The following is a 25,338-nucleotide window of genomic DNA, read 5'->3' as shown; positions in this document are numbered from 1 at the left end:
CCGGCGTTCCCGTCGCGTCACCAGCCGCGCTCGCGCCACTCCGGCAGGTGCGGGCGCTCGTCGCCGAGCGTGGTGTCGTGGCCGTGCCCCGGGTAGACCCATGTCTCGTCGGGCAGCCGGTCGAAGAGTTTGGTCTCCACGTCGTGGAGCAGGCTCGCGAACGCCTCGGGGTCCTGGTGCGTGTTGCCGACCCCGCCGGGGAAGAGGCAGTCCCCGGTGAACAGGTGCGGGGCGCCGTGGGGGTCGTCGTAGACCAGGGCGATGGAACCCGGGGTGTGGCCCGTCAGGTGCCTGGCGGTCAGCGAGACGGTGCCGACCCGGATCGTGCCGCCGTCCTCGACCGGCTCGTCGGTCGGGACGGGGATCCCCTCGGCGTCGTACCTCCCGGCGTACGTGCGCGCTCCGGTCGCGGCCACCACGTCGGCCAGTGCCTGCCAGTGGTCGCCGTGCCGGTGCGTCGTCACGACGGACGCGATGCCGTCCCCGCCGATCAGGCGCAGCAGGATCCCGGCCTCCGCGGCGGCGTCGATCAGGAGCTGCTCACCCGTGTTCCGGCAGCGCAGCAGATACGCGTTGTTGTTCATCGGCCCGACGGCGACCTTCGAGATCATGAGATCCGTCAGTTCGTGCACGTCCGCGGGTCCGCCGACCCTCACCGCTCCGCTGTACGTCATGTGACGCAGCCTATAGCGGAGGCAGTGCGGGGAGGCTCCCGCCTTCGGCGGTGAGTGCGGAGCCGTCGCGGCGTCCGCAGAGCCAGCCGAGGATGTCCGTGGCGCTGCCCCTGACCGTGACCGCGGGGCCGTCGGCGCCGCCCCCGGTGGTCCAGATCCGGCCGTCCTCGGTGACCGCCGTGGTGGGGACGACACCGGGGTGTCCGGCGAACCGCTCCGCGAGGAAGTCGTTCTCCCTGACCACGAACTCCTCCGGCAGGTCCTCCAGCTCGTAGCCCGCCCCGAGGTCCACGTGGTGCAGTTCGACCTCCACCCACCGGCGGAAGGGGATCCGGGAGGCGGAGTCCGTCACGCCGTTGCGCAGGGCGACCGTGCGCGACCAGTCGGCCGGCGCCGCGGCGGCGGCCAGGAAGGCGGCCCCGCTGTCGCGCAGATCGGCGAGCTGCTCCTCGATCGGGCGCGGCCCGTCCCGCTCGATGTCCGCGTCCCGGGTTTCGCTGTTCGCGTACATCGGACGCCCCCGGAGAACATTTACGAGGGCGTCGGCGTTACGTGACACATGGGCGAGAACATGGCCGCGGCTCCAGCCCGGCAGACGTGAGGCTCCGGCCAGGAACGCGTCGTCCGTCCCGCCCGTGGCACTGAGCAGCCGATCGGTCGCTTCACGTACAGCTTCCAGGTCACGCGCATGATCGATCATGCGCCGAGCGTAGCCTCCGACACTCGTTCGGGTGAAGGTGTCTGCGGTCGTCCGTAAATCGAATGTGCGTGCTATACGCTCGGAGTCGAAAGCTTCATACATCGCTGTGGCGCCCCCCATACCCTGGGACGGGGGCTCAGTTCCCCCGCTTCTCTCCAGAAAGGTGCGGACCGGCGTGGCCGACCGTCTCATCGTCCGTGGCGCGCGCGAGCACAACCTGAAGAACGTCTCGCTCGATCTGCCCCGTGACTCCCTCATCGTCTTCACCGGGCTCTCCGGATCGGGCAAGTCCTCCCTCGCGTTCGACACGATCTTCGCCGAGGGGCAGCGGCGCTACGTGGAGTCCCTCTCCTCGTACGCCCGCCAGTTCCTCGGCCAGATGGACAAGCCGGACGTGGACTTCATCGAAGGCCTCTCGCCCGCCGTCTCCATCGACCAGAAGTCGACCTCGCGCAACCCGCGCTCGACGGTCGGCACGATCACGGAGGTGTACGACTACCTCCGGCTGCTCTTCGCCAGGATCGGCAAGCCGCACTGCCCCGAGTGCCACCGGCCGATCTCGCGCCAGTCGCCGCAGGCCATCGTGGACAAGGTGCTGGACCTGCCCGAGGGCAGCCGCTTCCAGGTCCTCTCCCCGCTGGTGCGCGAGCGCAAGGGCGAGTTCGTCGACCTCTTCGCCGACCTCCAGACCAAGGGCTACAGCAGGGCCCGGGTGGACGGCGAGACGATCCAGCTGTCCGAGCCGCCCACGCTCAAGAAGCAGGAGAAGCACACCATCGAGGTGGTCATCGACCGCCTCACGGTGAAGGACAGCGCCAAGCGCCGGCTGACCGACTCCGTCGAGACCGCGCTGGGCCTCTCGGGCGGCATGGTCGTCCTCGACTTCGTCGACCTTGAGCAGGACGACCCCGAGCGTGAGCGGATGTACTCCGAGCACCTCTACTGCCCGTACGACGACCTCTCCTTCGAGGAGCTGGAGCCCCGCTCCTTCTCCTTCAACTCGCCCTTCGGCGCCTGCCCCGACTGCACGGGCATCGGCACGCGGATGGAGGTGGACCCGGAGCTGATCGTCCCGGACGAGGACAAGTCCCTGGACGAGGGTGCGATCCACCCCTGGTCGCACGGCCACACCAAGGAGTACTTCGGGCGCCAGATCGACGCGCTGGCGGAGGCCCTCGGCTTCCGTACGGACATCCCGTGGGCCGGACTGCCGCAGCGCGCCAAGAAGGCCCTGCTCCACGGCCACAAGATCCAGACCGAGGTGCGCTACCGCAACAGGTACGGCCGCGAGCGCGCCTACACCACCCCCCGCTTCGAAGGCGCCGTCCAGTACGTCAAGCGGCGTCACTCCGAGGCCGAGAGCGACTCCAGCAGGGAGCGGCTCGAGGGCTACATGCGCGAGGTGGCCTGCCCGACGTGCGAGGGCACCCGGCTCAAGCCCCTGGTGCTCGCCGTCACGGTGATGGAGAGGTCCATCGCCGAGGTCGCCGCGATGTCGATCAGCGAGTGCGCCGAGTTCCTCGGCCGCCTCAAGCTGAACGCCCGCGACAAGAAGATCGCCGAGCGGGTGCTCAAGGAGGTCAACGAGCGGCTGCGGTTCCTCGTGGACGTCGGCCTCGACTACCTCTCGCTGAACCGCGCCGCGGGCACCCTGTCCGGCGGCGAGGCCCAGCGCATCCGGCTCGCCACCCAGATCGGCTCCGGTCTCGTCGGCGTGCTCTACGTCCTGGACGAGCCGTCCATCGGGCTGCACCAGCGCGACAACCACCGGCTCATCGAGACCCTGGTCCGGCTCCGTGACATGGGCAACACGCTCATCGTCGTCGAGCACGACGAGGACACGATCAAGGTCGCGGACTGGGTCGTCGACATCGGCCCCGGCGCCGGCGAGCACGGGGGCAAGGTCGTCCACTCGGGGTCGCTCAAGGAACTCCTCGCCAACAAGGAGTCGATCACCGGGCAGTACCTCTCGGGCCGGCGGACCATCGAGATGCCGGACGTCCGGCGCCCCGTCGACCCCAAGCGCCTGCTCACGGTGCACGGCGCCCGCGAGAACAACCTCCAGGACATCGACGTCTCCTTCCCGCTCGGCGTGCTCACGGCCGTCACGGGCGTATCGGGTTCGGGCAAGTCGACCCTGGTCAACGACATCCTCTACACCCACCTGGCACGCGAGCTCAACGGCGCCAAGTCGGTCCCCGGGCGGCACACCCGGGTCGACGGCGACGACCTCGTCGACAAGGTCGTGCACGTCGACCAGTCGCCCATCGGCCGCACGCCCCGGTCCAACCCGGCGACGTACACCGGTGTGTTCGACCACGTCCGCAGGCTGTTCGCCGAGACCATGGAGGCGAAGGTGCGCGGCTACCTGCCGGGCCGCTTCTCCTTCAACGTCAAGGGCGGCCGGTGCGAGAACTGCTCCGGTGACGGCACGATCAAGATCGAGATGAACTTCCTCCCCGACGTGTACGTCCCGTGCGAGGTCTGCCACGGTGCGCGCTACAACCGGGAGACCCTGGAGGTCCACTACAAGGGCAAGTCCATCGCCGAGGTGCTGGACATGCCCATCGAGGAGGGCCTGGAGTTCTTCGAGGCCGTCCCGACGATCGCCCGCCACCTCCGCACGCTCAACGAGGTCGGCCTCGGCTACGTCAGGCTCGGCCAGTCCGCGCCGACCCTCTCCGGCGGCGAGGCGCAGCGCGTGAAGCTGGCGAGCGAGCTGCAGAAGCGCTCCACCGGCCGCACGGTCTACGTCCTGGACGAGCCGACGACCGGTCTGCACTTCGAGGACATCAGCAAGCTCATCTCGGTGCTGTCGGGCCTGGTCGACAAGGGCAACACGGTGATCGTCATCGAGCACAACCTCGACGTGATCAAGACCGCCGACTGGGTCGTCGACATGGGCCCCGAGGGCGGCAGCGGCGGTGGCCTCGTGATCGCGGAGGGCACCCCCGAGCACGTCGCCTCGGTGCCCGCCAGCCACACCGGGAAGTTCCTCCAGGACGTCCTCGGTGCGGACCGGGTCGCCGATGCCACGGTGCCGGCCGCCCGCAGGCCGGCCGGCAAGGCCGCCGCGAAGACGGCGGTGGCCGCGAAGACGGCGACCGCCCGCCGGACGGCGACGGCGAGGGCGACCGCGAAGACGGCGGGCGACAAGCCGGCCGCGAAGAAGGCCACCCGCGCGCGGAAGGCCTGACACCACCCGCACGGGGGCGGCCCCCGGCGCCGAGGGGCCGCCCCCGGTGCCGGGGGCCGTGCCGCGTCCGGCGGCCGGCGGGGCCGGTGGGAGGGCCGTCGTTCTCCGCCGGTATCGTCGGGTCTGTCGTCATACCTTCGGGCGCGCCCCGTGTCCGTGGCACCCGGTACCCCTGAACGCATACGGCGGCCCTCCGCCCCCACGACCCCTGGAGACCGCATGTCCGGCCTGCCCGCCGCCCGCCGTACCGTGCTGAAGGGCGCCGCGCTCGCCGGCGCCGCAGGGCTGGGAGTGGCCGCCTGCTCGACCGAGTCGAAGCTGGGCCACGCGCAGACGCCGACGCCCACCGCCCCCGTCGAACTCGGCGCCCCGGACGAGGTGCCGGTCGGCGGATCGAAGCTCTACCGGGAACAGCGGGTCGTCGTGAGTTGCCCCGCCGCCGGCCAGTACAAGGCGTTCAGCGCGCAGTGCACCCACGCGGGCTGCCTGCTGGACAAGGTAGAGGACAACGTGGGCAACTGCCCCTGCCACGGCAGTCGCTTCGACGTCACCACCGGCAAGGCCGTGCGGGGCCCCGCCACCGTGCCGCTGCCCGCGGTCCCGGTGAAGGTCGAGGGCGGGCGGCTCGTCGCCGGCCCCGACGCCTGACGGAAGCCGCCGCGTCCTGCGGCCCCCACCGCGCGCACCGCCCCTCACGGCGCCCCCTGATGCCCGGCAGGGGGACCGGCCGCCCCGGCGTGCGTGTCACCGGTCACCGGTGTCACGGAAATGCCGCTGTGTCACCGGCCGCAAGTAGGGTGTGAGACATGGCAGACCCCTCCAGCTACCGCCCCAAGCCGGGACAGATCCCCGACTCCCCGGGGGTCTACAAGTTCCGTGACGACCACCGCCGGGTGATCTACGTCGGCAAGGCCAAGAACCTGCGCCAGCGCCTGGCCAACTACTTCCAGGACCTGGCCGGCCTGCACCCGCGTACCCGCACGATGGTCACCACGGCCGCGTCCGTCGAGTGGACCGTGGTCTCCACCGAGGTCGAGGCCCTGCAGCTGGAGTACAGCTGGATCAAGGAGTTCGACCCGCGGTTCAACGTCAAGTACCGGGACGACAAGAGCTATCCCTACCTCGCCGTCACGCTCAACGAGGAGTTCCCGCGCGTCCAGGTCATGCGCGGTGCCAAGAAGAAGGGCGTGCGCTACTTCGGACCGTACGGGCACGCCTGGGCGATCCGCGAGACCGTCGACCTGATGCTCCGGGTCTTCCCGGTGCGGACGTGTTCCGCGGGCGTGTTCAAGAACGCCGAGCGCACGGGCCGGCCCTGTCTCCTCGGGTACATCGGCAAGTGCTCCGCACCGTGCGTCGGCCGCGTCACCCCCGACGAACACCGGGAACTGGCCGAGGAATTCTGCGACTTCATGACGGGCCGCACCGGGACGTACATCCGGCGCCTGGAGAAGGACATGATGCAGGCGGCCGAGGACATGGAGTACGAGCGGGCGGCCCGGCTGCGCGACGACGCGGGGGCGCTCAAGCGGGCCATGGAGAAGAGCGCCGTGGTCCTGGCCGACGCCACCGACGCGGACCTGATCGCCGTCGCCGAGGACGAACTCGAAGCGGCGGTCCAGATCTTCCACGTCCGGGGCGGCCGGGTCCGGGGGCAGCGGGGCTGGGTCACCGACAAGGTCGAGGCGGTCGACACCTCCGGCCTCGTCGAACACGCGCTGCAGCAGCTGTACGGCGAGGAGTCCGGTGACTCCGTTCCCAAGGAGGTGCTGGTACCGGCACTCCCGGAGGACCCCGACGCCGTGTCCCAGTGGCTCGCGGACCGGCGCGGCTCCCTGGTCAGTCTCCGCATCCCGCAGCGGGGCGACAAGAAGGACCTGATGGTCACGGTCCAGCGCAACGCGCAGCAGGCACTGGGGCTGCACAAGACCAAGCGCGCCTCCGACCTCACGACCCGCTCCCGCGCCCTGGAGGAGATCGCCGAGGCCCTCGGCCTCGACACCGCGCCGCTGCGCGTCGAGTGCTTCGACATCTCCCACCTGCAGGGTGACGACGTCGTCGCGTCCATGGTCGTCTTCGAGGACGGCCTCGCGCGCAAGAGCGAGTACCGCCGCTTCCAGATCAAGGGCTTCGAGGGACAGGACGACGTCCGGTCGATGCACGAGGTCATCGGACGCCGCTTCAAGCGGTACCTCCAGGAGAAGGAGCGGACGGGGGAGTGGGAGGAGACCCCCGCGCCCACCGGGCCCGTACCGGCTCCCGGGCAGGCCCCGGCCGTCCCCGCCACGGACCCCGCCGCCACGGACCCCGCCGCGACGGACTCCGCCACGACGGATCCGGCAGGGACGGGCCCCGCGGGCACGAGCCCGGCAGGCACGGACCCGGCGGTCGTGGACGCAGCGGCCACCGCGCAGCGGGACGAGCCCCGGGAGGACGACGGCCGGCCCAAGCGCTTCGCGTACCCGCCGCAGCTCGTCGTCGTCGACGGCGGACAGCCCCAGGTCGCCGCCGCGAAGCGGGCTCTGGACGAGCTGGGCATCGACGACATCGCCGTGTGCGGTCTCGCCAAGCGCCTGGAGGAGGTCTGGCTGCCGGACGACGACGACCCCGTGGTGCTGCCCCGCTCCAGCGAGGGCCTCTACCTCCTCCAGCGCATCCGGGACGAGGCCCACCGCTTCGCCATCACCTACCAGCGGGCCAAGCGGGCCAAGCGCATCCGCACCAGCCCGCTCGACGACGTCCAGGGGCTCGGCGAGACCCGCAAGCAGGCCCTGATCAAGCACTTCGGCTCCGTGAAGCGGCTCCGGCAGGCAACAATCGACGAGATCTGCGAGGTCCCGGGGATAGGGCGCAGGACGGCGGAATCGGTGGCCGCCGCCCTTGCCGCGGCGGCCCCGGCCGCACCCGCCGTGAACACCGCCACAGGAGAGATCATTGAAGAGGACGACGGGGGCAGCACGACATGACCGAGCACGCGCATGAACGCCAGGACGAGGGCGACCGAGCAGACGGAGCGGTACACGTGAGTACGGGAAGCGGAAGCACCAAGGAGACGGCCGAGGCCACCACGCCCGCCATCCCCGAGCTGGTCATCATCTCCGGCATGTCGGGCGCCGGGCGCAGCACCGCCGCCAAGTGCCTGGAGGACCTCGGCTGGTTCGTCGTCGACAACCTGCCGCCCGCGCTGATTCCCACCATGGTGGAGCTCGGCGCCCGCTCCCAGGGCAACGTCGCGCGCATCGCGGTCGTCGTCGACGTACGGGGACGCCGCTTCTTCGACAACCTCCGGGAGTCCCTCGCGGACCTGGCCGCCAAGAGCGTCACCCGGCGGATCGTCTTTCTGGAGTCCTCCGACGACGCCCTCGTGCGCAGGTTCGAATCTGTCCGCCGCCCCCACCCCCTGCAGGGTGACGGGCGCATCGTCGACGGCATCGCGGCCGAGCGGGACCTGCTGCGCGAGCTGCGCGGCGACGCCGACCTCGTCATCGACACCTCCAGCCTCAACGTCCACGAGCTGCGCGCCAAGATGGACGCCCAGTTCGCCGGCGAGGAGGAGCCGGAGCTCCGCGCCACGGTGATGTCCTTCGGCTTCAAGTACGGCCTGCCCGTCGACGCCGACCTCGTCGTCGACTGCCGCTTCCTGCCGAATCCGCACTGGGTGCCGGAACTGCGCCCGTTCACCGGGCTCAACGAGGAGGTGTCCGACTACGTCTTCGACCAGCCCGGCGCCAAGGAGTTCCTCAACCAGTACACCGAGCTCCTGCAGCTCATCGCGGCCGGCTACCGCCGCGAGGGCAAGCGTTACGTGACCATCGCCGTCGGCTGCACGGGCGGCAAGCACCGCTCCGTGGCGATGTCGGAGAAGCTGGCCGCCCGCCTGTCCACCGAAGGCATCGAGACCGTGCTCGTCCACCGGGACATGGGGCGCGAATGACCGGTCGCCAGCTGCGCCAGCGGCGTCTGAGCAGGGCCACGGCCGCCCTCTCCGGCCGCAAACGGGGCGCGCAGCCCAAGGTCGTCGCCCTCGGCGGGGGCATGGGGCTGTCGGCGTCCCTCACGGCACTGCGCCGGATCACCGGTGATCTCACGGCCGTCGTCACGGTCGCCGACGACGGCGGCTCCAGCGGCCGGCTCCGGGAGGAGCTCGGCGTGCTGCCGCCAGGTGACCTGCGCAAGGCGCTCGCGGCGCTCTGCGGCGACGACGAGTGGGGCCGTACGTGGTCCCAGGTCATCCAGCACCGCTTCGAGTCCAAGGGCGACCTGCACGAGCACGCGGTGGGCAATCTGCTCATCGTCGCCCTGTGGGAGCAGCTGGGCGACCCTGTCCAGGCGCTCGACCTCGTCGGCAAGCTGCTCGGGGCGCACGGCAGGGTGCTGCCGATGTCCGCCGTCCCCCTGGAGCTCCAGGCGCTCGTACGGGGACACGACACCGAGCGCCCCGACGACGTATCCACCGTGCGCGGTCAGGCGACGGTGGCGCTGACGCCCGGCGAGGTGCAGTCCGTCCACGTGGTCCCCGCCGACCCGCCCGCGGTCCCCGAGGCGGTGGCCGCCGTCCTCGACGCGGACTGGGTGGTGCTGGGGCCGGGGTCCTGGTTCTCCTCCGTGATCCCGCACCTCCTGGTGCCGGAACTGCTCGACGCGCTGGTGACCACGAGGGCGCGTAAGGTCCTCTCGCTGAACCTCGCCCCGCAGCCCGGTGAAACAGATGGCTTCTCACCGCAGCGTCATTTGGAGGTTTTGGGACGACACGCCCCTAAACTCGCCATGGACGTGGTGCTGGCCGACGAGGCCGCCGTGCCCGACCGCGAGTCCCTCGCCGACGCCGCCCAGCGGATCGGAGCCGCGGTCGAGCTGGCCCCCGTGGCCTCACCCGACGGCGTTCCGATTCACGATCCGGAGCTGTTGGCCGCCGCGTACGACCGTATTTTTCGGATGCATGGAAGGATCGGCCCATGGCGATGACGCCAGCGGTGAAGGACGAAATCTCTCGGCTTCCCGTGACCCGGACCTGCTGCAGAAAGGCAGAGGTCTCGGCGATTCTCCGGTTCGCGGGCGGGCTCCACCTGGTGAGCGGCCGGATCGTGATCGAGGCCGAGCTGGACACGGCGATGGCCGCCCGTCGGCTCAAGCGGGACATCCTGGAGATCTTCGGGCACAGCTCGGAGCTCATCGTGATGGCGCCCGGCGGACTGCGCCGCGGCTCGCGCTACGTGGTGCGGGTGGTGGCGGGCGGCGACCAGCTGGCCCGCCAGACCGGCCTGGTGGACGGCCGGGGCCGTCCGATCCGCGGCCTCCCGCCGCAGGTGGTCTCGGGGGCCACCTGCGACGCCGAGGCGGCCTGGCGCGGCGCGTTCCTCGCCCACGGCTCGCTCACGGAGCCCGGCCGTTCCTCCTCGCTCGAGGTGACCTGCCCCGGCCCGGAGGCCGCACTGGCCCTCGTCGGGGCCGCCCGCAGGCTCTCCATCGCGGCCAAGGCCCGGGAGGTGCGCGGTGTCGACCGTGTCGTCGTCCGTGACGGTGACGCGATCGGCGCGCTGCTGACACGTCTCGGTGCCCACGAGTCGGTGCTGGCGTGGGAGGAGCGCCGCATGCGGCGCGAGGTCCGCGCCACGGCCAACCGTCTCGCCAACTTCGACGACGCCAACCTGCGCCGCTCCGCCCGTGCGGCGGTGGCCGCGGGGGCCCGGGTGGGACGCGCGCTGGAGATCCTGGGCGAGGAGGTCCCGGAGCACCTGGCGGCGGCCGGAAGGCTGCGCATGGAGCACAAGCAGGCATCCCTGGAGGAGCTGGGCGCGCTCGCCGACCCGCCGCTGACCAAGGACGCGGTGGCGGGCCGGATCCGGCGTCTGCTCGCGATGGCGGACAAGCGGGCCCAGGACATCGGGATCCCCGGCACCGAGGCGACGCTCAGCGAGGAGATGGCCGACGGCCTCGTGGGCTGAGGACGGTGGCACCACGCCCGCCCCGGGAGCGGCGGGCGACGGCACGGTCCGCCCCGGTGAGGGCGGCACGGGACGGTGAGGGCGGCACGGGAGTGTGAGGGCGGCGGCCGGGGTTCCGGCCGCCGCCCTCACCGTCTCCGTACGCGCGCGACCCGGATGCCGGGGCGGCCGCCGGTGACCGCGCCGGGCCGCCGGGCCGCCCGCGCTCTCCCGGTGCCTCTCCGCCGGGTCGCGTCGCCGGGACCGGCGCCCGGGGCCCCACGGGCGCCGGGCGCTGCCGATCGCGGCAGGACCCCACGTAATCCGGCGGGAATCCCTGCCCGCCGGTCCGCCACCGAGCCCGTAAAGCGCCGAGCGGAATTGGCCGGAAGTCCAGTGCTCATCGATTGAGCGCGGCTCCGCGAGAATGAGCGGATAAGACGCACATCATCGTTGTCGGTGCACGCCGAAAGCATGTACCGACGGGATATTCATCCGTTGAGAGCCCGGCCGCACAATTGAGCGCACCGCGGGCCCCGGCCGAATCCTCTTACGGCGCAAAAAAGGCCCCCGGGAGCGGCATCGCCGAATGCCTGGCCGCACGGGCGCGGCCCGGGCCCGTCCCGGTCTCGTGACTGCCGGTGACGGTGCGCCGACGGGCCTCGCGCCCGACCCGGCGCGGCAAGGGGGCTGCCGGGGGCGGGCGTTGACGCTTGGTGATCGCCGGGGGTGTCGGGTTCCCCGCCTGGGCCCGCCCGAAACCGGAGGTGGCGGCTCCTACCGAAGAGTAGGTAACTCCCTCTCCGTGCCCCTCCACTCGATGTCACTCCCGGGCCCCGGGAGAGGTAGGGTCGTAGGCGGTCGGGGACATCCCTAATAAAACTCGCCGGCATCGAAACCGGCGTTCCTAACGAGGAGATCGGTTCGTGACGATCCGCGTAGGCATCAACGGCTTTGGCCGCATCGGTCGTAACTACTTCCGCGCGCTGCTGGAGCAGGGTGCGGACATCGAGATCGTGGCTGTCAACGACCTGGGTGACACCGCGACCACTGCCCACCTGCTGAAGTACGACACCATCCTGGGTCGGCTCAAGGCAGAGGTCAGCCACACCGCCGACACCATCACCGTCGACGGCCACACCATCAAGGTGCTCTCCGAGCGCAACCCGGCCGACATCCCCTGGGGTCAGCTGGGCGTCGACATCGTCATCGAGTCGACCGGCATCTTCACCAAGAAGGCCGACGCCGAGAAGCACATCGCCGGTGGCGCCAAGAAGGTCCTCATCTCGGCTCCGGCCAAGGACGAGGACATCACCATCGTGATGGGCGTCAACCAGGACAAGTACGACGCGGCCAACCACCACGTCATCTCCAACGCCTCCTGCACCACCAACTGTGTGGCGCCGATGGCCAAGGTCCTCGACGAGAACTTCGGCATCGTCAAGGGTCTGATGACGACGGTCCACGCGTACACGAACGACCAGCGCATCCTGGACTTCCCGCACTCGGACCTGCGCCGCGCCCGCGCCGCCGCCGAGAACATCATCCCGACCACGACGGGCGCCGCCAAGGCGACCGCCCTGGTCCTCCCGCAGCTCAAGGGCAAGCTCGACGGCATCGCGATGCGCGTCCCGGTCCCGACCGGTTCCGCCACCGACCTCGTCGTCACCCTGCAGCGCGAGGTCACCAAGGACGAGGTCAACGCCGCGTTCAAGAAGGCGTCCGACGACGGCGACCTCAAGGGCTTCCTGACCTACACCGAGGACCCGATCGTGTCCTCGGACATCGTCGGTGACCCGTCGTCCTGCACCTTCGACTCCTCCCTGACGATGGTCCAGGAGGGCAACTCGGTTAAGATCCTCGGCTGGTACGACAACGAGTGGGGTTACTCCAACCGCCTCGTCGACCTGACCGTCTTCGTCGGCGGCCAGCTCTGATCCTCGGATCGGCAGGCATCTCGATGTGAGCAAGGGGCTCGGACGGCGCGACGTGGCGCCGTCCGAGCCCCTTGCGTACTCATCCGTCCTTCCAAGGAGTACCGCTAACAGATGAAGACGATCGACGAACTTCTCGACGAAGGGGTCGCCGGCAAGCGGGTATTCGTCCGCGCCGACCTCAACGTGCCGCTGGACGGCACCACGATCACCGACGACGGCCGCATCCGCGCCGTCCGGCCGACGGTCGCCCGGCTCGCCGAAGCCGGCGCACGCGTCGTCGTCGCCTCGCACCTCGGCCGCCCCAAGGGTGCCCCGGACCCCGCCTTCTCGCTGGCGCCCGCCGCCGCGCGCCTGGGTGAGCTGCTCGGGACCGACGTCGCCTTCGCGACCGACACCGTGGGGGAGTCCGCCCGCTCCACGGTCGCCGGTCTCGCCGACGGCCAGGTCGCCGTCATCGAGAACCTTCGCTTCAACGCCGGTGAGACCTCCAAGGACGACGCCGAGCGCGGCGCCTTCGCGGACCAGCTGGCCGAACTCGCCGACGTCTACGTCGGCGACGGCTTCGGCGCCGTCCACCGCAAGCACGCCTCGGTCTACGACCTCCCGGCCCGCCTGCCCCACGCGGCCGGCGGCCTGATCGCCACCGAGGTCGGCGTCCTGAAGAAGCTCACCGAGGACGTCGCGCGCCCGTACGCCGTGGTCCTCGGCGGTGCCAAGGTCTCCGACAAGCTCGGGGTCATCGACCACCTGCTGGAGAAGGCCGACCACATCCTCATCGGCGGCGGCATGGCGTACACCTTCCTCAAGGCCAAGGGCTACGAGGTGGGCATCTCGCTGCTCCAGGAGGACCAGGTCCCGGCCGTCCAGGGGTACCTCAAGCGGGCCGAGGAGCTCGGCGTGGAGTTCGTGCTCCCCGTCGACGTCCTGGTCGCCCGCGAGTTCCCGGACCTCAAGACCAAGGCCCCGGCGAACCCCACCACGGTCGCCGCCGACGCCATCCCGGCCGACCAGGAGGGCCTGGACATCGGGCCCGAGACCCGCGAGCTGTACGCGTCGAAGCTCGCCGACGCGGCCACCGTCTTCTGGAACGGCCCCATGGGCGTCTTCGAACACCCCGACTACGCCCAGGGCACCCGTGCCCTCGCCCAGGCGCTCGTCGACTCCCCGGCCTTCAGCGTCGTCGGCGGAGGGGACTCCGCCGCCGCCGTGCGCATCCTGGGCTTCGACGACAACGCATTCGGACACATCTCGACCGGTGGCGGTGCCAGCCTCGAATACCTCGAGGGCAAGACGCTTCCCGGCCTCGCCGCACTGGAGGACTGACCCTCGATGACTGCTTCCGCACAAGGCCGTACCCCGCTCATGGCGGGCAACTGGAAGATGAACCTCAACCACCTCGAGGCCATCGCGCACGTCCAGAAGCTCGCCTTCGCCCTGGCCGACAAGGACTACGACGCGGTCGAGGTCGCCGTCCTGCCGCCCTTCACCGACCTGCGTTCGGTGCAGACGCTGATCGACGGCGACAAGCTGAAGATCAAGTACGGCGCCCAGGACCTCTCGGCGCACGACTCCGGCGCCTACACCGGTGAGATCTCCGGCTCCATGCTCGCCAAGCTGAAGTGCACGTTCGTGGCCGTCGGGCACAGCGAGCGCCGCCAGTACCACGGCGAGAGCGACGAGGTCTGCAACGCCAAGGTGAAGGCGGCCTACAAGCACGGCCTGACCCCGATCCTCTGCGTCGGCGAGGGCCTGGACGTCCGCAAGGCCGGTGACCAGGTCTCCTACACGCTGGCCCAGCTCGACGGCGCTCTCGAGGGCATCCCGGCCGAGCAGGCCGAGTCCATCGTGATCGCCTACGAGCCGGTCTGGGCCATCGGGACCGGCGAGGTCGCCACCCCCGAGGACGCCCAGGAGGTCTGCGGAGCGATCCGCGGCCGGCTCGCCGAGCTCTACTCGCAGGAGCTGGCCGACGCCGTCCGTATCCAGTACGGCGGCTCGGTGAAGTCCGGGAACGTCGCGGCCATCATGGCGCAGCCCGACGTGGACGGCGCCCTCATCGGCGGTGCCGCGCTCGACGCCGACGAGTTCGTCAAGATCGTGCGCTTCCGCGACCAGTAGGATCGTCCGCTTCCGCCACCTGTGAGTATGCGGTGGAGCGGATCCGTCGTACCCTTGCGGGGGCCGAGGGGGGTATACCCCCGGCCCCCGCTGTTCGTACATGCAGACCATGGAATTCCGGAAAGTAGGGACCAGCCGTGATTTTGGCGTTCGAGATCGCCCTGATCGTCTTCAGCCTGCTGCTGATGCTGCTGGTGCTGATGCACAAGGGCAAGGGTGGCGGCCTCTCCGACATGTTCGGTGGCGGAATGCAGTCCTCCGTCGGTGGCTCGTCGGTCGCCGAGCGCAACCTCGACCGCATCACCGTGGTGGTCGGTCTGTCCTGGTTCGCGTGCATCGTCGTCCTGGCGCTGCTGATCAAACTGGACAGCTGACCCGTCGTCCGCGATTCCCGGTGAGGGTGTAACTCCTTTCACTGGACGCGCGTTGGGCCTTACGTAGACTGGGGCATCTTCGAGCACCATCACGCAGGGAGTTACGACCGTGGCAAGTGGCAACGCGATCCGGGGAAGCCGGGTCGGAGCGGGGCCGATGGGGGAGGCCGAGCGAGGCGAGTCCGCGCCGCGTCTCCGCATCTCCTTCTGGTGCTCGAACGGGCACGAGACGCAGCCGAGCTTCGCCCATGACGCGCAGGTACCGGAGACCTGGGACTGCCCGCGCTGCGGCTTCCCGGCCGGACAGGACCGGGACAGCCCGCCGGCTCCGCCGCGCACCGAGCCGTACAAGACGCACCTGGCGTACGTGCGGGAACGGCGCAGCGACGCGGACGGCGAGGCCATCCTCGCCGAAGCCCTCGCGAAACTCCGCGGCGAGATCTAGAAGTTGTCCACCGGCCGGTCACCCCCTGGGTGCCCGGCCGGAGTGCTTGTGCCGCCCTCCAGCCTGCCGCTGCCCGGGCATAACCGCCTGATCAATTAGGTTGGACGTGCAGCGGGGAAGGTTGCAGGCACGAGAAGAAGTGGGCGAATTCAGGGATGAACGCAAAGAGCCGGACCAAGCTCAACCAGCTGCCCGAATGGGTGGCGCTCGGCAAGCACCGTGAGGAGTTCGGCGACACACATCTGCGCCAACTCTTCGCGCAGGCGCCGGACCGCGGGACGGCGTACACCCTGCGGGTCGGCGACCTGCACATCGACTACTCCAAGCACCTGGTGAACGAGGAGACGCTGCGTCTGCTGCGTGACCTCGCGACCGCCACGGGAGTGGCCGGGCTCCGGGACGCCATGTTCCGCGGCGAGAAGATCAACACCACCGAGGACCGCGCGGTCCTGCACACCGCGCTCCGCGCCCCGCGCGGCGCCGTGATCGAGGTCGACGGCGAGAACGTCGTGCCGGCCGTGCACGCCGTGCTGGACAGGATGGCGGAGTTCGCCGACCGGGTCAGGGCCGGCGAATGGACCGGTCACACCGGCAAGCCCGTCAAGAACATCGTCAACATCGGCATCGGGGGCTCCGACCTCGGTCCGGCCATGGCCTACGAGGTGCTGCGCTCCTTCACGGACCGCTCGCTGACCGTCCGCTTCGTGTCGAACGTCGACGGCGCCGACCTCCACGAGGCCGTCCACGACCTCGACCCGGCGGAGACGCTGTTCATCGTCGCGTCCAAGACCTTCACCACGATCGAGACCATCACCAACGCCACCTCGGCGCGGGACTGGCTGCTCACCGGGCTGAAGGCGGGTCAGGAGGCCGTCGCCAAGCACTTCGTGGCGCTGTCCACCAACGCGGACAAGGTCACGGACTTCGGTATCGACACGGCCAACATGTTCGAGTTCTGGGACTGGGTCGGCGGACGCTACTCCTACGACTCCGCGATCGGCCTCTCGCTGATGATCGCCATCGGTCCCGAGCGGTTCCGCGAGATGCTGGACGGCTTCCATCTCGTCGACGAGCACTTCCGCACGGCGCCGGCCGAGGAGAACGTACCGCTGCTGCTGGGGCTCCTGGGCGTCTGGTACGGCCAGTTCTTCGACGCCCAGGCGCACGCGGTCCTGCCGTACAGCCACTACCTGTCCAAGTTCACCGCGTACCTGCAGCAGCTGGACATGGAGTCCAACGGCAAGTCCGTGGACCGGGACGGCGATCCGGTCGAGTGGCAGACCGGTCCGGTGGTCTGGGGTACCCCCGGAACCAACGGCCAGCACGCCTACTACCAGCTGATCCACCAGGGCACGAAGGTCATTCCGGCGGACTTCATCGGCTTCGCGTCGCCGGTCCAGGACCTGCTGCCCGGGCTGATCGCCCAGCACGACCTGCTGATGGCGAACTTCTTCGCCCAGACTCAGGCGCTCGCCTTCGGCAAGACGCCCGAGGAGGTCCGCGAGGAGGGTGTGCCCGAGGAGCTGGTGCCGCACAAGACGTTCCGCGGCAACCACCCGACGACCACCATCCTCGCCGAGAAGCTCACCCCCTCGGTGCTCGGCCAGCTGATCGCGCTCTACGAGCACAAGGTGTTCGTCCAGGGTGCCGTGTGGAACATCGACTCCTTCGACCAGTGGGGTGTCGAGCTCGGCAAGGTACTCGCCAAGAAGATCGAGCCCGTGCTGACCGAGGGCACCGGCGGGGAGCAGCTGGACAGCTCCACGGCGGCGCTCGTGTCGGTCTACCGCTCGCTGCGGGGCCGCTGAGCCGCCGGGTGCTCCCCGGGCGGTGGCCGGAATCTCCGGCTGCTGCCCGGGGGACGTCGCGAGCGCAGGGACACGAAGACCTCGTGCCCGGACGGCATCCGGGCCCGAGGTCTTCGCTCCGGCGCGACGGTCCGCGGCGGGTGGACGCGTCCCGCGGGTGACGGGGACAGGGCCGGCGGGCTCAGTCGGCCGCTGCCCGCTCCCCGGCAGGCCGCCTGCGCTCGGCCTGCTCGGTGAGCGACGGGGGCTGCCAGACGCCGTCGGCGCGGTAGAGGTCGGTGCCCGGCGCCACGATCTCGTCGATGCGGTCGAGGACCGCGTCGTCGAGGACCAGGTCGGCCCCCTTGAGCAGCGAGGTGAGCTGGTCCATGGTGCGCGGCCCGATGATCACCGACGTGACGGCGGGGTGCACCAACGGGAAGGCCACCGCCAGCTCCGGCAGGGTGCGGCCGGACTCCTCGGCGAGCAGGGCGAGTTGTTCGACGGCTGCGAGCTTCTCCGCGTTTCCCGGAAGGGCCGGGTCGAAGCGGTGCGGCGTGTGCCGCGCGCGGCCGGTGGTGAGATCCACGGTCCTGCCCTCGCGGTAGGCGCCGGACATGTATCCAGACGCCAGTGGTGACCAGGTCAGCACCCCCATGCCCAGGCGCCGGGCGGTGGGCAGCACGGAGCGTTCGACGCCGCGCGCGAGGACCGAGTACGGCGGCTGTTCCGTGCGCAGACGCATCAGGCCCCGCCGCTCGGCCACGTGGTGGGCCTCGACGAGGTCCTCGGCGGGGAACGTGGAGCAGCCGAACGCACGGATCGTGCCCGCCGTCACCAGGTCACCCAGGACGGACAGCGTCTCCTCGATGTCGGTGGTGTGGTCGGGGCGGTGCACCTGGTAGAGGTCGATCCAGTCCGTGTCCAGGCGCCGGAGGCTGTCCTCGACGGCCTTGAGGATCCAGCGGCGCGAGTTGCCGCTGCGGTTGCGTCCCTCACCCAGCGGGAAGTGCACCTTCGTCGCCAGCACGACGTCGTCACGCCTGCCCTTGAGGGCCTTGCCGACGATCTGCTCGCTCTCCCCGGCCGAGTACATGTCCGCGGTGTCCACGAAGTTGACACCGGCGTCCAGCGCGGTGTTGATGACGCGCGCGGCGTCCTCGTGGTCGGGGTTGCCGATGCGGCCGAACATCATCGTGCCGAGGCAGTGGGTACTGACCTCGATGCCGGTCCTGCCGAGTACTCGATAGCGCATGCGTGTGCTCCGTCGCTGGCTGGTCGGGCTCGTCAGTCTAGGAGCTGGAGTGCACTCGACCACAAGGCCGTGGGCAGGTTCCGCCGGCCACTCCGCCTGGCGAACGCGCTTCGCCGGAAGCGGTGTTGAGGTCCAGGATCGATGCGGGGCCCGTCCACGGCAGAGGCCCGGCCCGCTCCCAGGAGCGGGCCGGGCCTCTGCCGTGACTCGTGCTACGCCGAAGCCGGCGGGTACAGCGCCCGCGGCAGCCGCGAGGCCGCCGCGGCGTCCAGCAGCCACAGCGTGCGGCCACGGCCGTACGCCCCGGCCGCCGGGGCCTGGATCTCTCCGGCACCGGACAGCGCGATCTCCGCCGCCTCCGCCTTGTCCTCACCCGCGGCCAGCAGCCACACCTCGCGTGCCGCACGGATGGCGGGCAGCGTGAGCGTGACGCGGGTGGGCGGGGGCTTGGGAGCGCCGTGCACACCGACGACGGTGCGCTCGGTCTCCCGCACCGCCGGCAGCTCCGGGAACAGCGACGCGACGTGCGTGTCCGGACCGACGCCCAGCATCAGCACGTCGAACGTCGGCACGGGCCCGTGGTCCTCCGGTCCCGCCGCCGCTGCCAGCTCCGCGGCGTACCCGGCGGCTGCCGCGTCGGCGTCGCCGCCGTACGGCCCGTCGGAGGCGGGCATCGCGTGGACCCGCGCGGGGTCCAGCTCCACCTTGTCCAGCAGGGCCTCACGGGCCTGCGTGACGTTGCGCTCCGGGTCGCCCTCGGGCAGGAAGCGCTCGTCGCCCCACCACAGGTCGAGCCGCGACCAGTCGATCGCGTCCCGCGCGGGGGATTCGGCGAGCGCGGCCAGCAGGCCGTTCCCGTTGCGCCCGCCGGTCAGCACCACCGAGGCGTAGCCGCGGGCGGCCTGGGCGTCCACGATCCTCGTGATCAGCCTGGCCGCCGCGGCCTGGGCCATCAGCTCCTTGTCGCGGTGCACGACGAGCTGCGGTGTACTCACTTCGACGCCGCCTTCTTGGCCGCCGCCTTCTTCGCGGCGGGCGCCGCGGCACCGGTCGGGGCGGCCTGCTTGCTGCCGGACCCGACGGACGAGGGCTCGGTGGGACCGCCGAGGCGCTCCACGCCGAACTTGACCGCGGACTCGTAGATGTTGTCCGGGTCCAGACGCCGCAGCTCCTCCGCGAGGAGTTCCGCCGTCTCCCGCCGCTTAAGGGCCACGGCACGGTCCGGCTGACCCACCATGCACAGCGTGGCGAGCGAGCCGTCGGCCCGGTCCAGGACGATGACGCCGCTCTCGGTCTCCATCCGGACGGCCGTCAGACCGGGACCGCCGGACAGGGTGCGCTCCACCGGGACGCCGAGCCGGTCCGCCAGCCACATGGCCAGCAGTTCGCAGCTCGGGTTGTCCGACTCGCCCTCGACCGTGGCCGAGACGACCTTGGCGGGCAGCTGGTCGAGCGCGGCGGCCAGCATGGAACGCCACGGTGTGATGCGGGTCCAGGCCAGGTCGGTGTCGCCGGGCTGGTACGTCGCCGCGCGCACCGACAGCTCGTCGAGCGGGTGCTCGGCCGAGTAGGTGTCGGTGATGCGCCGCTGGGCGAGAGCGCCGAGCGGGTCCTTCGCCGGGTGCGCGGGAGCGTCCTCGGGCCACCACACGACGACCGGGGCGTCCGGCAGCAGGAGGGGCAGGACGACCGACTGGGCGTGGTTCGCCAGCTCGCCGTGCAGACGCAGGACGACGGTCTCGCCGGAGCCCGAGTCGGAACCGACCCGGATCTCCGCGTCGAGGCGCGCGTCGCGCCGGGCACGCGGCGAACGGCTGACCCGCTTGATCACCACGATGATCCGCGAGGGGTGCTCGCGCGCGGAGTCCGCCGCCGACTTGAGCGCGTCGTAGGCGTTCTCCTCGTCGGTGACGATGACCAGGGTGAGCACCATGCCGACGGCCGGGCTGCCGATGGAACGGCGGGCCGACACCAGCGCCTGGTTGATCTTGCTGGACGTGGTTTCCGTGAGATCGATCTTCATGGCCGGCGCCAGCTCCGTCCGTCGCGTGCGAGCATCTCGTCCGCCTCGGCCGGGCCCCATGTGCCGGCCGGGTACTGGGCGGGCTTGCCGTGCTTGTCCCAGTACTCCTCGATCGGGTCGAGGATGTTCCAGGAGAGCTCGACCTCCTGGTGGCGCGGGAAGAGGTTGGCGTCACCGAGCAGGACATCGAGGATGAGCCGCTCGTACGCCTCCGGGCTGGACTCCGTGAACGACTCGCCGTAGGCGAAGTCCATGGTGACGTCCCGGACCTCCATGGAGGTGCCGGGCACCTTCGAGCCGAAGCGCACGGTCACACCCTCGTCCGGCTGCACCCGGATGACCAGGGCGTTGCCGCCCAGCTCCTCCGTCGCGCCGGACTCGAAGGGCAGGTACGGCGCCCGCTTGAAGACGACCGCGATCTCCGTGACCCGGCGGCCGAGCCGCTTTCCGGTACGGAGGTAGAACGGCACGCCCGCCCAGCGGCGGTTGTTGATCGTCAGCTTGATCGCGGCGAAGGTGTCGGTCTTCGACTTGGGGTCGATGCCGTCCTCCTCCAGATAGCCGAGCGCTTCCTCGCCGCCCTGCCACGCGTGCGCGTACTGACCGCGCACCGTGTGCTTGCCGAGGTCCTCCGGCAGCTCCACAGCCGTGAGCACCTTGAGCTTCTCGGCGACCAGGGCCTTGGGGTGGAAGGAGCCGGGCTCCTCCATCGCCGTCAGCGCCAGCAGCTGGAGCAGGTGGTTCTGGATGACGTCACGGGCGGCGCCGATGCCGTCGTAGTAACCGGCGCGGCCGCCGATGCCGATGTCCTCGGCCATCGTGATCTGGACGTGGTCGACGTAGGACCTGTTCCAGATCGGCTCCCACATCGTGTTGGCGAAGCGCAGCGCCAGGATGTTCTGGACCGTCTCCTTGCCGAGGTAGTGGTCGATGCGGAAGACCTCGTTCGGCGGGAACACGTCGTGCACGAGCTGGTTGAGGTCCTGGGCGCTCGCCAGGTCGTGACCGAACGGCTTCTCGATGACGGCCCGCCGCCAGGAGCCCTCCTTCTGGTCGGCCAGCCCGTGCTTCTTGAGCTGCTGGACGACCTTGGGGAAGAACTTCGGCGGTACGGACAGGTAGAAGGCGAAGTTGCCGCCCGTTCCCTGCGCCTTGTCGAGGTCCTCGATCGTGGACTTCAGCGTCTCGAACGCGGCGTCGTCGTCGAACGTGCCCTGCACGAACCGCATGCCCTGGCTGAGCTGCTGCCAGACCTCCTCGCGGAACGGGGTGCGGGAATGCTCCTTGACCGCGTCGTGCACGACCTGGGCGAAGTCCTCGTCCTCCCAGTCGCGGCGCGCGAAGCCGATGAGCGAGAAGCCCGGTGGCAGCAGGCCGCGATTGGCCAGGTCGTAGACAGCAGGCATCAGCTTTTTACGGGACAAATCGCCCGTGACGCCGAAAATCACCAGACCCGACGGCCCCGCGATGCGCGGGAGCCGTCGGTCCTGGGCGTCACGGAGCGGGTTGGCTCCGGGAACACCAGACAAGGTGGTCAGCCCTTCGAAGGAGCGAGGCGCTGGAGTTCCGCCTCGGTCGACTTGAGCAGGTCGTTCCAGGCCGCCTCGAACTTCTCGACGCCCTCGTCCTCGAGCAGCTGCACGACGTCGTCGTAGCTCACTCCGAGGTTCTTGATGGCGTCGAGGTCCGCGCGTGCCTGGTCGTAGGCGCCGGCGACGGTGTTGCCGGTGATCTCGCCATGGTCGGCGACCGCGTTCAGCGTGGCCTCCGGCATGGTGTTGACCGTGTTCGGGGCGACGAGGTCGTCGACGTACAGGGTGTCCTTGAGGGACGGGTCCTTCACACCGGTGGAGGCCCACAGCGGACGCTGCTTGTTGGCGTGCGCCTTGTCGAGGGGGGCCCAGCGGTCGCCGCCGAAGACCTCCTCGTACGCCTCGTAGGCCAGACGGGCGTTGGCCAGGGCGGACTTGCCCTTCGCGGCCTTCGCCTCGTCGCTGCCCACGGCGTCCAGCCGCTTGTCGATCTCGGTGTCCACGCGGGACACGAAGAAGGACGCCACCGAGTGGATCTTGGAGAGGTCAAGGCCCGCGGCCTTCGCCTTCTCCAGACCCGCCAGGTAGGCGTCCATGACCTCGCGGTAGCGCTCCAGCGAGAAGATCAGCGTCACGTTGACGCTGATGCCCCGCCCGATGGTCTCGGTGATCGCCGGCAGGCCGGCCTTGGTCGCCGGGATCTTGATGAGGGTGTTCGGCCGGTCCACCAGCCAGGCCAGCTGCTTGGCCTCGGCGACCGTGGCCAGGGTGTTGTGCGCCAGACGGGGGTCCACCTCGATGGAGACCCGGCCGTCCTGGCCGTCGGTCGCGTCGAAGACGGGACGGAGGATGTCCGCCGCGTCGCGCACGTCCGCCGTGGTGATCATGCGGATGGCTTCCTCGACCGTCACCTTGCGGGCGGCGAGGTCGGTGAGCTGCTGCTCGTAACCGTCACCCGAGGAGATGGCCTTCTGGAAGATCGACGGGTTGGTCGTGACACCCACGACGTGGCTCTGGTCGATCAGCTCGGCCAGGTTGCCGGACGTGATCCGCTTGCGGGACAGGTCGTCCAGCCAGATCGCCACGCCCTCGTCGGAGAGGCGCTTGAGTGCGTCTGTCATGAGAAATACATCTCCTACTTGTCGTATGTCCGCATCAGCGCGCGGCGGCGGCCAGAGATTCCCGGGCGGCCTCGGCAACATGCGCCGCGGTGAAGCCGAACTCGCGGAAGAGGACCTTGGCGTCGGCCGACGCGCCGAAGTGCTCCAGCGAGACGATCCGGCCCGCGTCGCCCACGTACCGGTACCAGGTGAGTCCGATGCCCGCCTCGACGGCGACCCGGGCCTTCACGGACGGCGGCAGCACGCTGTCCTTGTACGCCTGGTCCTGCTCCTCGAACCACTCGACACACGGCATCGAGACCACACGGGTCGGGACACCGGCGGCCTGGAGCTCGTCGCGGGCCTCGACGGCCAGCTGGACCTCGGAGCCCGTGGCGATCAGAACGGCCTGCGCCTCGCCGCCCTCGGCGTCGAAGAGCACGTAGCCGCCCTTGGCCGCGTTCTCGTTCGCCGGGTAGGTCGGCACGCCCTGACGGGTCAGCGCCAGACCGTGCGGGGCGCCCTTGCCGAACTCCTTCGTCCAGCGGCGCAGGATCTCGCGCCAGGCGATCGCGGTCTCGTTGGCGTCACCCGGGCGCACGACGTTCAGGCCGGGGATGGCGCGCAGCGAAGCCAGGTGCTCGACCGGCTGGTGCGTCGGGCCGTCCTCGCCGAGCCCGATCGAGTCGTGCGTCCACACGTACGTCACCGGCAGGTGCATCAGCGCGGACAGGCGCACGGCGTTGCGCATGTAGTCGGAGAACACCAGGAAGGTGCCGCCGTAGACGCGGGTGTTGCCGTGCAGCGCGATGCCGTTCATGGCCGCGGCCATGGAGTGCTCGCGGATGCCGAAGTGGATCGTGCGGCCGTACGGGTCGGCCTCGGGCAGCGGGTTGCCCGCCGGGAGGAACGACGACGTCTTGTCGATCGTGGTGTTGTTCGAGCCGGCCAGGTCGGCCGAGCCGCCCCAGAGCTCGGGGATGACCCCGCCGAGCGCCTGCAGGACCTTGCCGGAGGCGGCGCGGGTCGCGACCGCGTGTCCGGCCTCGAAGACGGGGAGCTCGTCCTCCCAGCCGGCGGGCAGCTCGCCCGCGGCGACGCGGTCGAAGTCGGCCGCGCGCTCCGGGTTGGCGGTGCGCCAGGCGGCGAAGCCCTTCTCCCACTCGGCCTTGGCCTCGCGGCCGCGGTCCAGTGCCTCACGGGTGTGCGCGATGACCTCGTCGGAGACCTCGAAGGTCTTCTCCGGGTCGAAGCCGAGCACGCGCTTGGTGGCCGCGATCTCGTCGTCGCCGAGCGCCGAGCCGTGTGCGGCCTCGGTGTTCTGGGCGTTCGGGGCGGGCCAGGCGATGATCGAGCGGGCCGCGATGAAGGAGGGCCGCTCCGTCTCGGCCTTGGCGGCCTGCAGCGCGCGGTACAGACCCTCGGGGTCCAGGTCGCCGCTGGGGAGCTGGTCGACACGCTGGACGTGCCAGCCGTAGGCCTCGTAGCGCTTCAGGGTGTCCTCGGAGACAGCGGTCTCCGTGTCGCCCTCGATCGAGATGTGGTTGTCGTCCCACAGCAGCACCAGGTTGCCGAGCTTCTGGTGGCCGGCCAGCGAGGACGCCTCGGCCGAGATGCCCTCCTGGAGGCAGCCGTCACCGGCGATCACCCAGACCATGTGGTCGAACGGCGAGGTGCCGGGAGCCGCCTGCGGGTCGAAGAGGCCGCGCTCGTAGCGCGAGGCCATCGCCATGCCCACGGCGTTGGCGACACCCTGGCCCAGCGGGCCGGTCGTCGTCTCGACGCCCGTGGTGTGGCCGTACTCCGGGTGGCCGGGGGTCTTGGAACCCCAGGTGCGGAAGGCCTTGAGGTCGTCCAGTTCGAGGCCGTAGCCTGCCAGGTACAGCTGGGTGTACAGCGTCAGGCTGGAGTGGCCCGCCGACAGCACGAAGCGGTCGCGGCCGGTCCAGTCGGCGTCCGCCGGGTCGTGGCGCATCACCTTCTGGAAGAGGGTGTACGCGGCTGGAGCGAGGCTCATCGCCGTACCCGGGTGGCCGTTTCCGACTTTCTGTACGGCGTCCGCTGCGAGGACACGCGCGGTGTCCACGGCCCGCTGGTCCAATTCGGTCCACTGGAGGTCTGTGGTGGTCGGCTTGGTGCTCACCCTGAGTCAGGGCTCCTCTCCACTGTTCGTAAACCGGTGACTCGTTACCGCACCGGAACCGGTGGCTGGTTACCGCACCGGGCATTGTCGAGCCTACCCCTGACGCAAGGGGCTACTTCTGCCCTTTCCA

Annotated in this window: 20 protein-coding genes; 12 read left to right on the top strand and 8 right to left on the bottom strand. The window is 70.4% G+C overall.

Annotated elements, in window-relative coordinates:
• Positions 1-17: 17 nt before the first annotated feature.
• A complete protein-coding gene (locus tag OHT61_RS07935; protein WP_329036301.1) occupies positions 18-674 on the bottom strand; it encodes an MBL fold metallo-hydrolase in 657 nt (218 codons plus the stop codon).
• 10 nt (positions 675-684) lie between these two features.
• Positions 685-1,374: a maleylpyruvate isomerase family mycothiol-dependent enzyme gene (locus OHT61_RS07930; protein WP_329036299.1), complete on the bottom strand. Its 690-nt coding sequence runs from the start codon at positions 1,372-1,374 to the stop codon at positions 685-687.
• A 175-nt stretch (positions 1,375-1,549) separates the two neighbouring features.
• Between OHT61_RS07930 and uvrA the strand changes: the two genes are divergently transcribed.
• The 12 genes from uvrA to pgi all read left to right on the top strand — a co-directional run bounded on the left by uvrA (position 1,550) and on the right by pgi (position 17,176).
• The gene (gene uvrA / locus OHT61_RS07925) at positions 1,550-4,570 is read left to right on the top strand and encodes an excinuclease ABC subunit UvrA (protein ID WP_329036297.1); all 3,021 of its coding nucleotides are present in this window, start codon (positions 1,550-1,552) and stop codon (positions 4,568-4,570) included.
• A 219-nt stretch (positions 4,571-4,789) separates the two neighbouring features.
• Entirely contained in the window at positions 4,790-5,218 is a 429-nt protein-coding gene (locus OHT61_RS07920; RefSeq protein ID WP_329036296.1) for a Rieske (2Fe-2S) protein, read from the top strand.
• A 158-nt stretch (positions 5,219-5,376) separates the two neighbouring features.
• Positions 5,377-7,536 (top strand): excinuclease ABC subunit UvrC, encoded by a 2,160-nt coding sequence (uvrC, locus tag OHT61_RS07915; RefSeq protein WP_329036294.1) that lies wholly within the window; start codon positions 5,377-5,379, stop codon positions 7,534-7,536.
• The gene (gene rapZ / locus OHT61_RS07910) at positions 7,533-8,504 is read left to right on the top strand and encodes an RNase adapter RapZ (RefSeq protein ID WP_329036293.1); all 972 of its coding nucleotides are present in this window, start codon (positions 7,533-7,535) and stop codon (positions 8,502-8,504) included. The genes uvrC and rapZ overlap by 4 nt, the downstream gene beginning before the upstream one ends.
• Positions 8,501-9,535 carry a gluconeogenesis factor YvcK family protein gene (locus OHT61_RS07905; protein WP_329036292.1) on the top strand — a complete coding sequence of 345 codons (1,035 nt, stop codon included), beginning with the start codon at positions 8,501-8,503 and terminating at the stop codon, positions 9,533-9,535. Before rapZ ends, OHT61_RS07905 begins: the two co-directional genes overlap by 4 nt.
• Positions 9,526-10,515: a DNA-binding protein WhiA gene (gene whiA / locus OHT61_RS07900; RefSeq protein ID WP_327119736.1), complete on the top strand. Its 990-nt coding sequence runs from the start codon at positions 9,526-9,528 to the stop codon at positions 10,513-10,515. The genes OHT61_RS07905 and whiA overlap by 10 nt, the downstream gene beginning before the upstream one ends.
• 905 nt (positions 10,516-11,420) lie before the next feature.
• Positions 11,421-12,431, top strand: coding sequence for a type I glyceraldehyde-3-phosphate dehydrogenase (gap, locus tag OHT61_RS07895; RefSeq protein WP_104789935.1), 1,011 nt, complete (start codon positions 11,421-11,423; stop codon positions 12,429-12,431).
• A gap of 111 nt (positions 12,432-12,542) precedes the next feature.
• The gene (locus tag OHT61_RS07890) at positions 12,543-13,754 is read left to right on the top strand and encodes a phosphoglycerate kinase (RefSeq protein ID WP_329036290.1); all 1,212 of its coding nucleotides are present in this window, start codon (positions 12,543-12,545) and stop codon (positions 13,752-13,754) included.
• A gap of 6 nt (positions 13,755-13,760) precedes the next feature.
• On the top strand, positions 13,761-14,549 hold the full coding sequence (gene tpiA, locus OHT61_RS07885; protein ID WP_329036289.1) for a triose-phosphate isomerase: 789 nt from the start codon (positions 13,761-13,763) through the stop codon (positions 14,547-14,549).
• A gap of 137 nt (positions 14,550-14,686) precedes the next feature.
• Complete coding sequence (gene secG / locus OHT61_RS07880; RefSeq protein WP_327119744.1) at positions 14,687-14,923, top strand: preprotein translocase subunit SecG; 237 nt, start codon at positions 14,687-14,689, stop codon at positions 14,921-14,923.
• 109 nt (positions 14,924-15,032) lie between these two features.
• Positions 15,033-15,368, top strand: coding sequence for an RNA polymerase-binding protein RbpA (locus OHT61_RS07875; RefSeq protein WP_078598194.1), 336 nt, complete (start codon positions 15,033-15,035; stop codon positions 15,366-15,368).
• 155 nt (positions 15,369-15,523) lie between these two features.
• A complete protein-coding gene (gene pgi, locus OHT61_RS07870) occupies positions 15,524-17,176 on the top strand; it encodes a glucose-6-phosphate isomerase (RefSeq protein ID WP_329036283.1) in 1,653 nt (550 codons plus the stop codon).
• A gap of 181 nt (positions 17,177-17,357) precedes the next feature.
• On the opposite strand, the gene OHT61_RS07865 is transcribed toward pgi, so the two are convergent.
• From OHT61_RS07865 to tkt, 6 genes are all read right to left on the bottom strand, one after another.
• Positions 17,358-18,410, bottom strand: a complete 1,053-nt coding sequence (locus OHT61_RS07865; RefSeq protein WP_329036281.1) for an aldo/keto reductase — start codon at positions 18,408-18,410, stop codon at positions 17,358-17,360.
• A gap of 212 nt (positions 18,411-18,622) precedes the next feature.
• On the bottom strand, positions 18,623-19,405 hold the full coding sequence (gene pgl, locus OHT61_RS07860; RefSeq protein ID WP_329036279.1) for a 6-phosphogluconolactonase: 783 nt from the start codon (positions 19,403-19,405) through the stop codon (positions 18,623-18,625).
• Complete coding sequence (gene opcA, locus OHT61_RS07855) at positions 19,402-20,433, bottom strand: glucose-6-phosphate dehydrogenase assembly protein OpcA (protein WP_329036277.1); 1,032 nt, start codon at positions 20,431-20,433, stop codon at positions 19,402-19,404. The genes pgl and opcA overlap by 4 nt, the downstream gene beginning before the upstream one ends.
• Positions 20,430-21,962 carry a glucose-6-phosphate dehydrogenase gene (gene zwf / locus OHT61_RS07850; protein ID WP_329036275.1) on the bottom strand — a complete coding sequence of 511 codons (1,533 nt, stop codon included), beginning with the start codon at positions 21,960-21,962 and terminating at the stop codon, positions 20,430-20,432. Before zwf ends, opcA begins: the two co-directional genes overlap by 4 nt.
• Positions 21,963-21,967: 5 nt before the next feature.
• Complete coding sequence (tal, locus tag OHT61_RS07845; RefSeq protein WP_329036273.1) at positions 21,968-23,086, bottom strand: transaldolase; 1,119 nt, start codon at positions 23,084-23,086, stop codon at positions 21,968-21,970.
• A 34-nt stretch (positions 23,087-23,120) separates the two neighbouring features.
• Positions 23,121-25,208, bottom strand: a complete 2,088-nt coding sequence (gene tkt, locus OHT61_RS07840; RefSeq protein WP_329036272.1) for a transketolase — start codon at positions 25,206-25,208, stop codon at positions 23,121-23,123.
• Positions 25,209-25,338: the final 130 nt, after the last annotated feature.

This window comes from Streptomyces sp. NBC_00178 (assembly GCF_036206005.1).
In the GTDB taxonomy this organism is placed as follows: domain Bacteria; phylum Actinomycetota; class Actinomycetes; order Streptomycetales; family Streptomycetaceae; genus Streptomyces.
Note: the sequence above shows the minus strand (reverse complement) of the source record. Positions and strands in the feature narration are given on the sequence as shown.

Bases quoted from the DNA above. Each gene is read 5' to 3' on its own strand.
- rapZ (WP_329036293.1), top strand. From the start codon at position 7,533: ATGACCGAGCACGCGCATGAACGCCAGGACGAGGGCGACCGAGCAGAC.
- OHT61_RS07930 (WP_329036299.1), bottom strand. From the start codon at position 1,374: ATGATCGATCATGCGCGTGACCTGGAAGCTGTACGTGAAGCGACCGAT.
- OHT61_RS07905 (WP_329036292.1), top strand. From the start codon at position 8,501: ATGACCGGTCGCCAGCTGCGCCAGCGGCGTCTGAGCAGGGCCACGGCC.
- OHT61_RS07935 (WP_329036301.1), bottom strand. From the start codon at position 674: ATGACGTACAGCGGAGCGGTGAGGGTCGGCGGACCCGCGGACGTGCAC.
- OHT61_RS07890 (WP_329036290.1), top strand. From the start codon at position 12,543: ATGAAGACGATCGACGAACTTCTCGACGAAGGGGTCGCCGGCAAGCGG.
- opcA (WP_329036277.1), bottom strand. From the start codon at position 20,433: ATGAAGATCGATCTCACGGAAACCACGTCCAGCAAGATCAACCAGGCG.
- tpiA (WP_329036289.1), top strand. From the start codon at position 13,761: ATGACTGCTTCCGCACAAGGCCGTACCCCGCTCATGGCGGGCAACTGG.
- uvrC (WP_329036294.1), top strand. From the start codon at position 5,377: ATGGCAGACCCCTCCAGCTACCGCCCCAAGCCGGGACAGATCCCCGAC.
- OHT61_RS07865 (WP_329036281.1), bottom strand. From the start codon at position 18,410: ATGCGCTATCGAGTACTCGGCAGGACCGGCATCGAGGTCAGTACCCAC.
- pgi (WP_329036283.1), top strand. From the start codon at position 15,524: ATGAACGCAAAGAGCCGGACCAAGCTCAACCAGCTGCCCGAATGGGTG.
- whiA (WP_327119736.1), top strand. From the start codon at position 9,526: ATGGCGATGACGCCAGCGGTGAAGGACGAAATCTCTCGGCTTCCCGTG.
- OHT61_RS07920 (WP_329036296.1), top strand. From the start codon at position 4,790: ATGTCCGGCCTGCCCGCCGCCCGCCGTACCGTGCTGAAGGGCGCCGCG.
- tal (WP_329036273.1), bottom strand. From the start codon at position 23,086: ATGACAGACGCACTCAAGCGCCTCTCCGACGAGGGCGTGGCGATCTGG.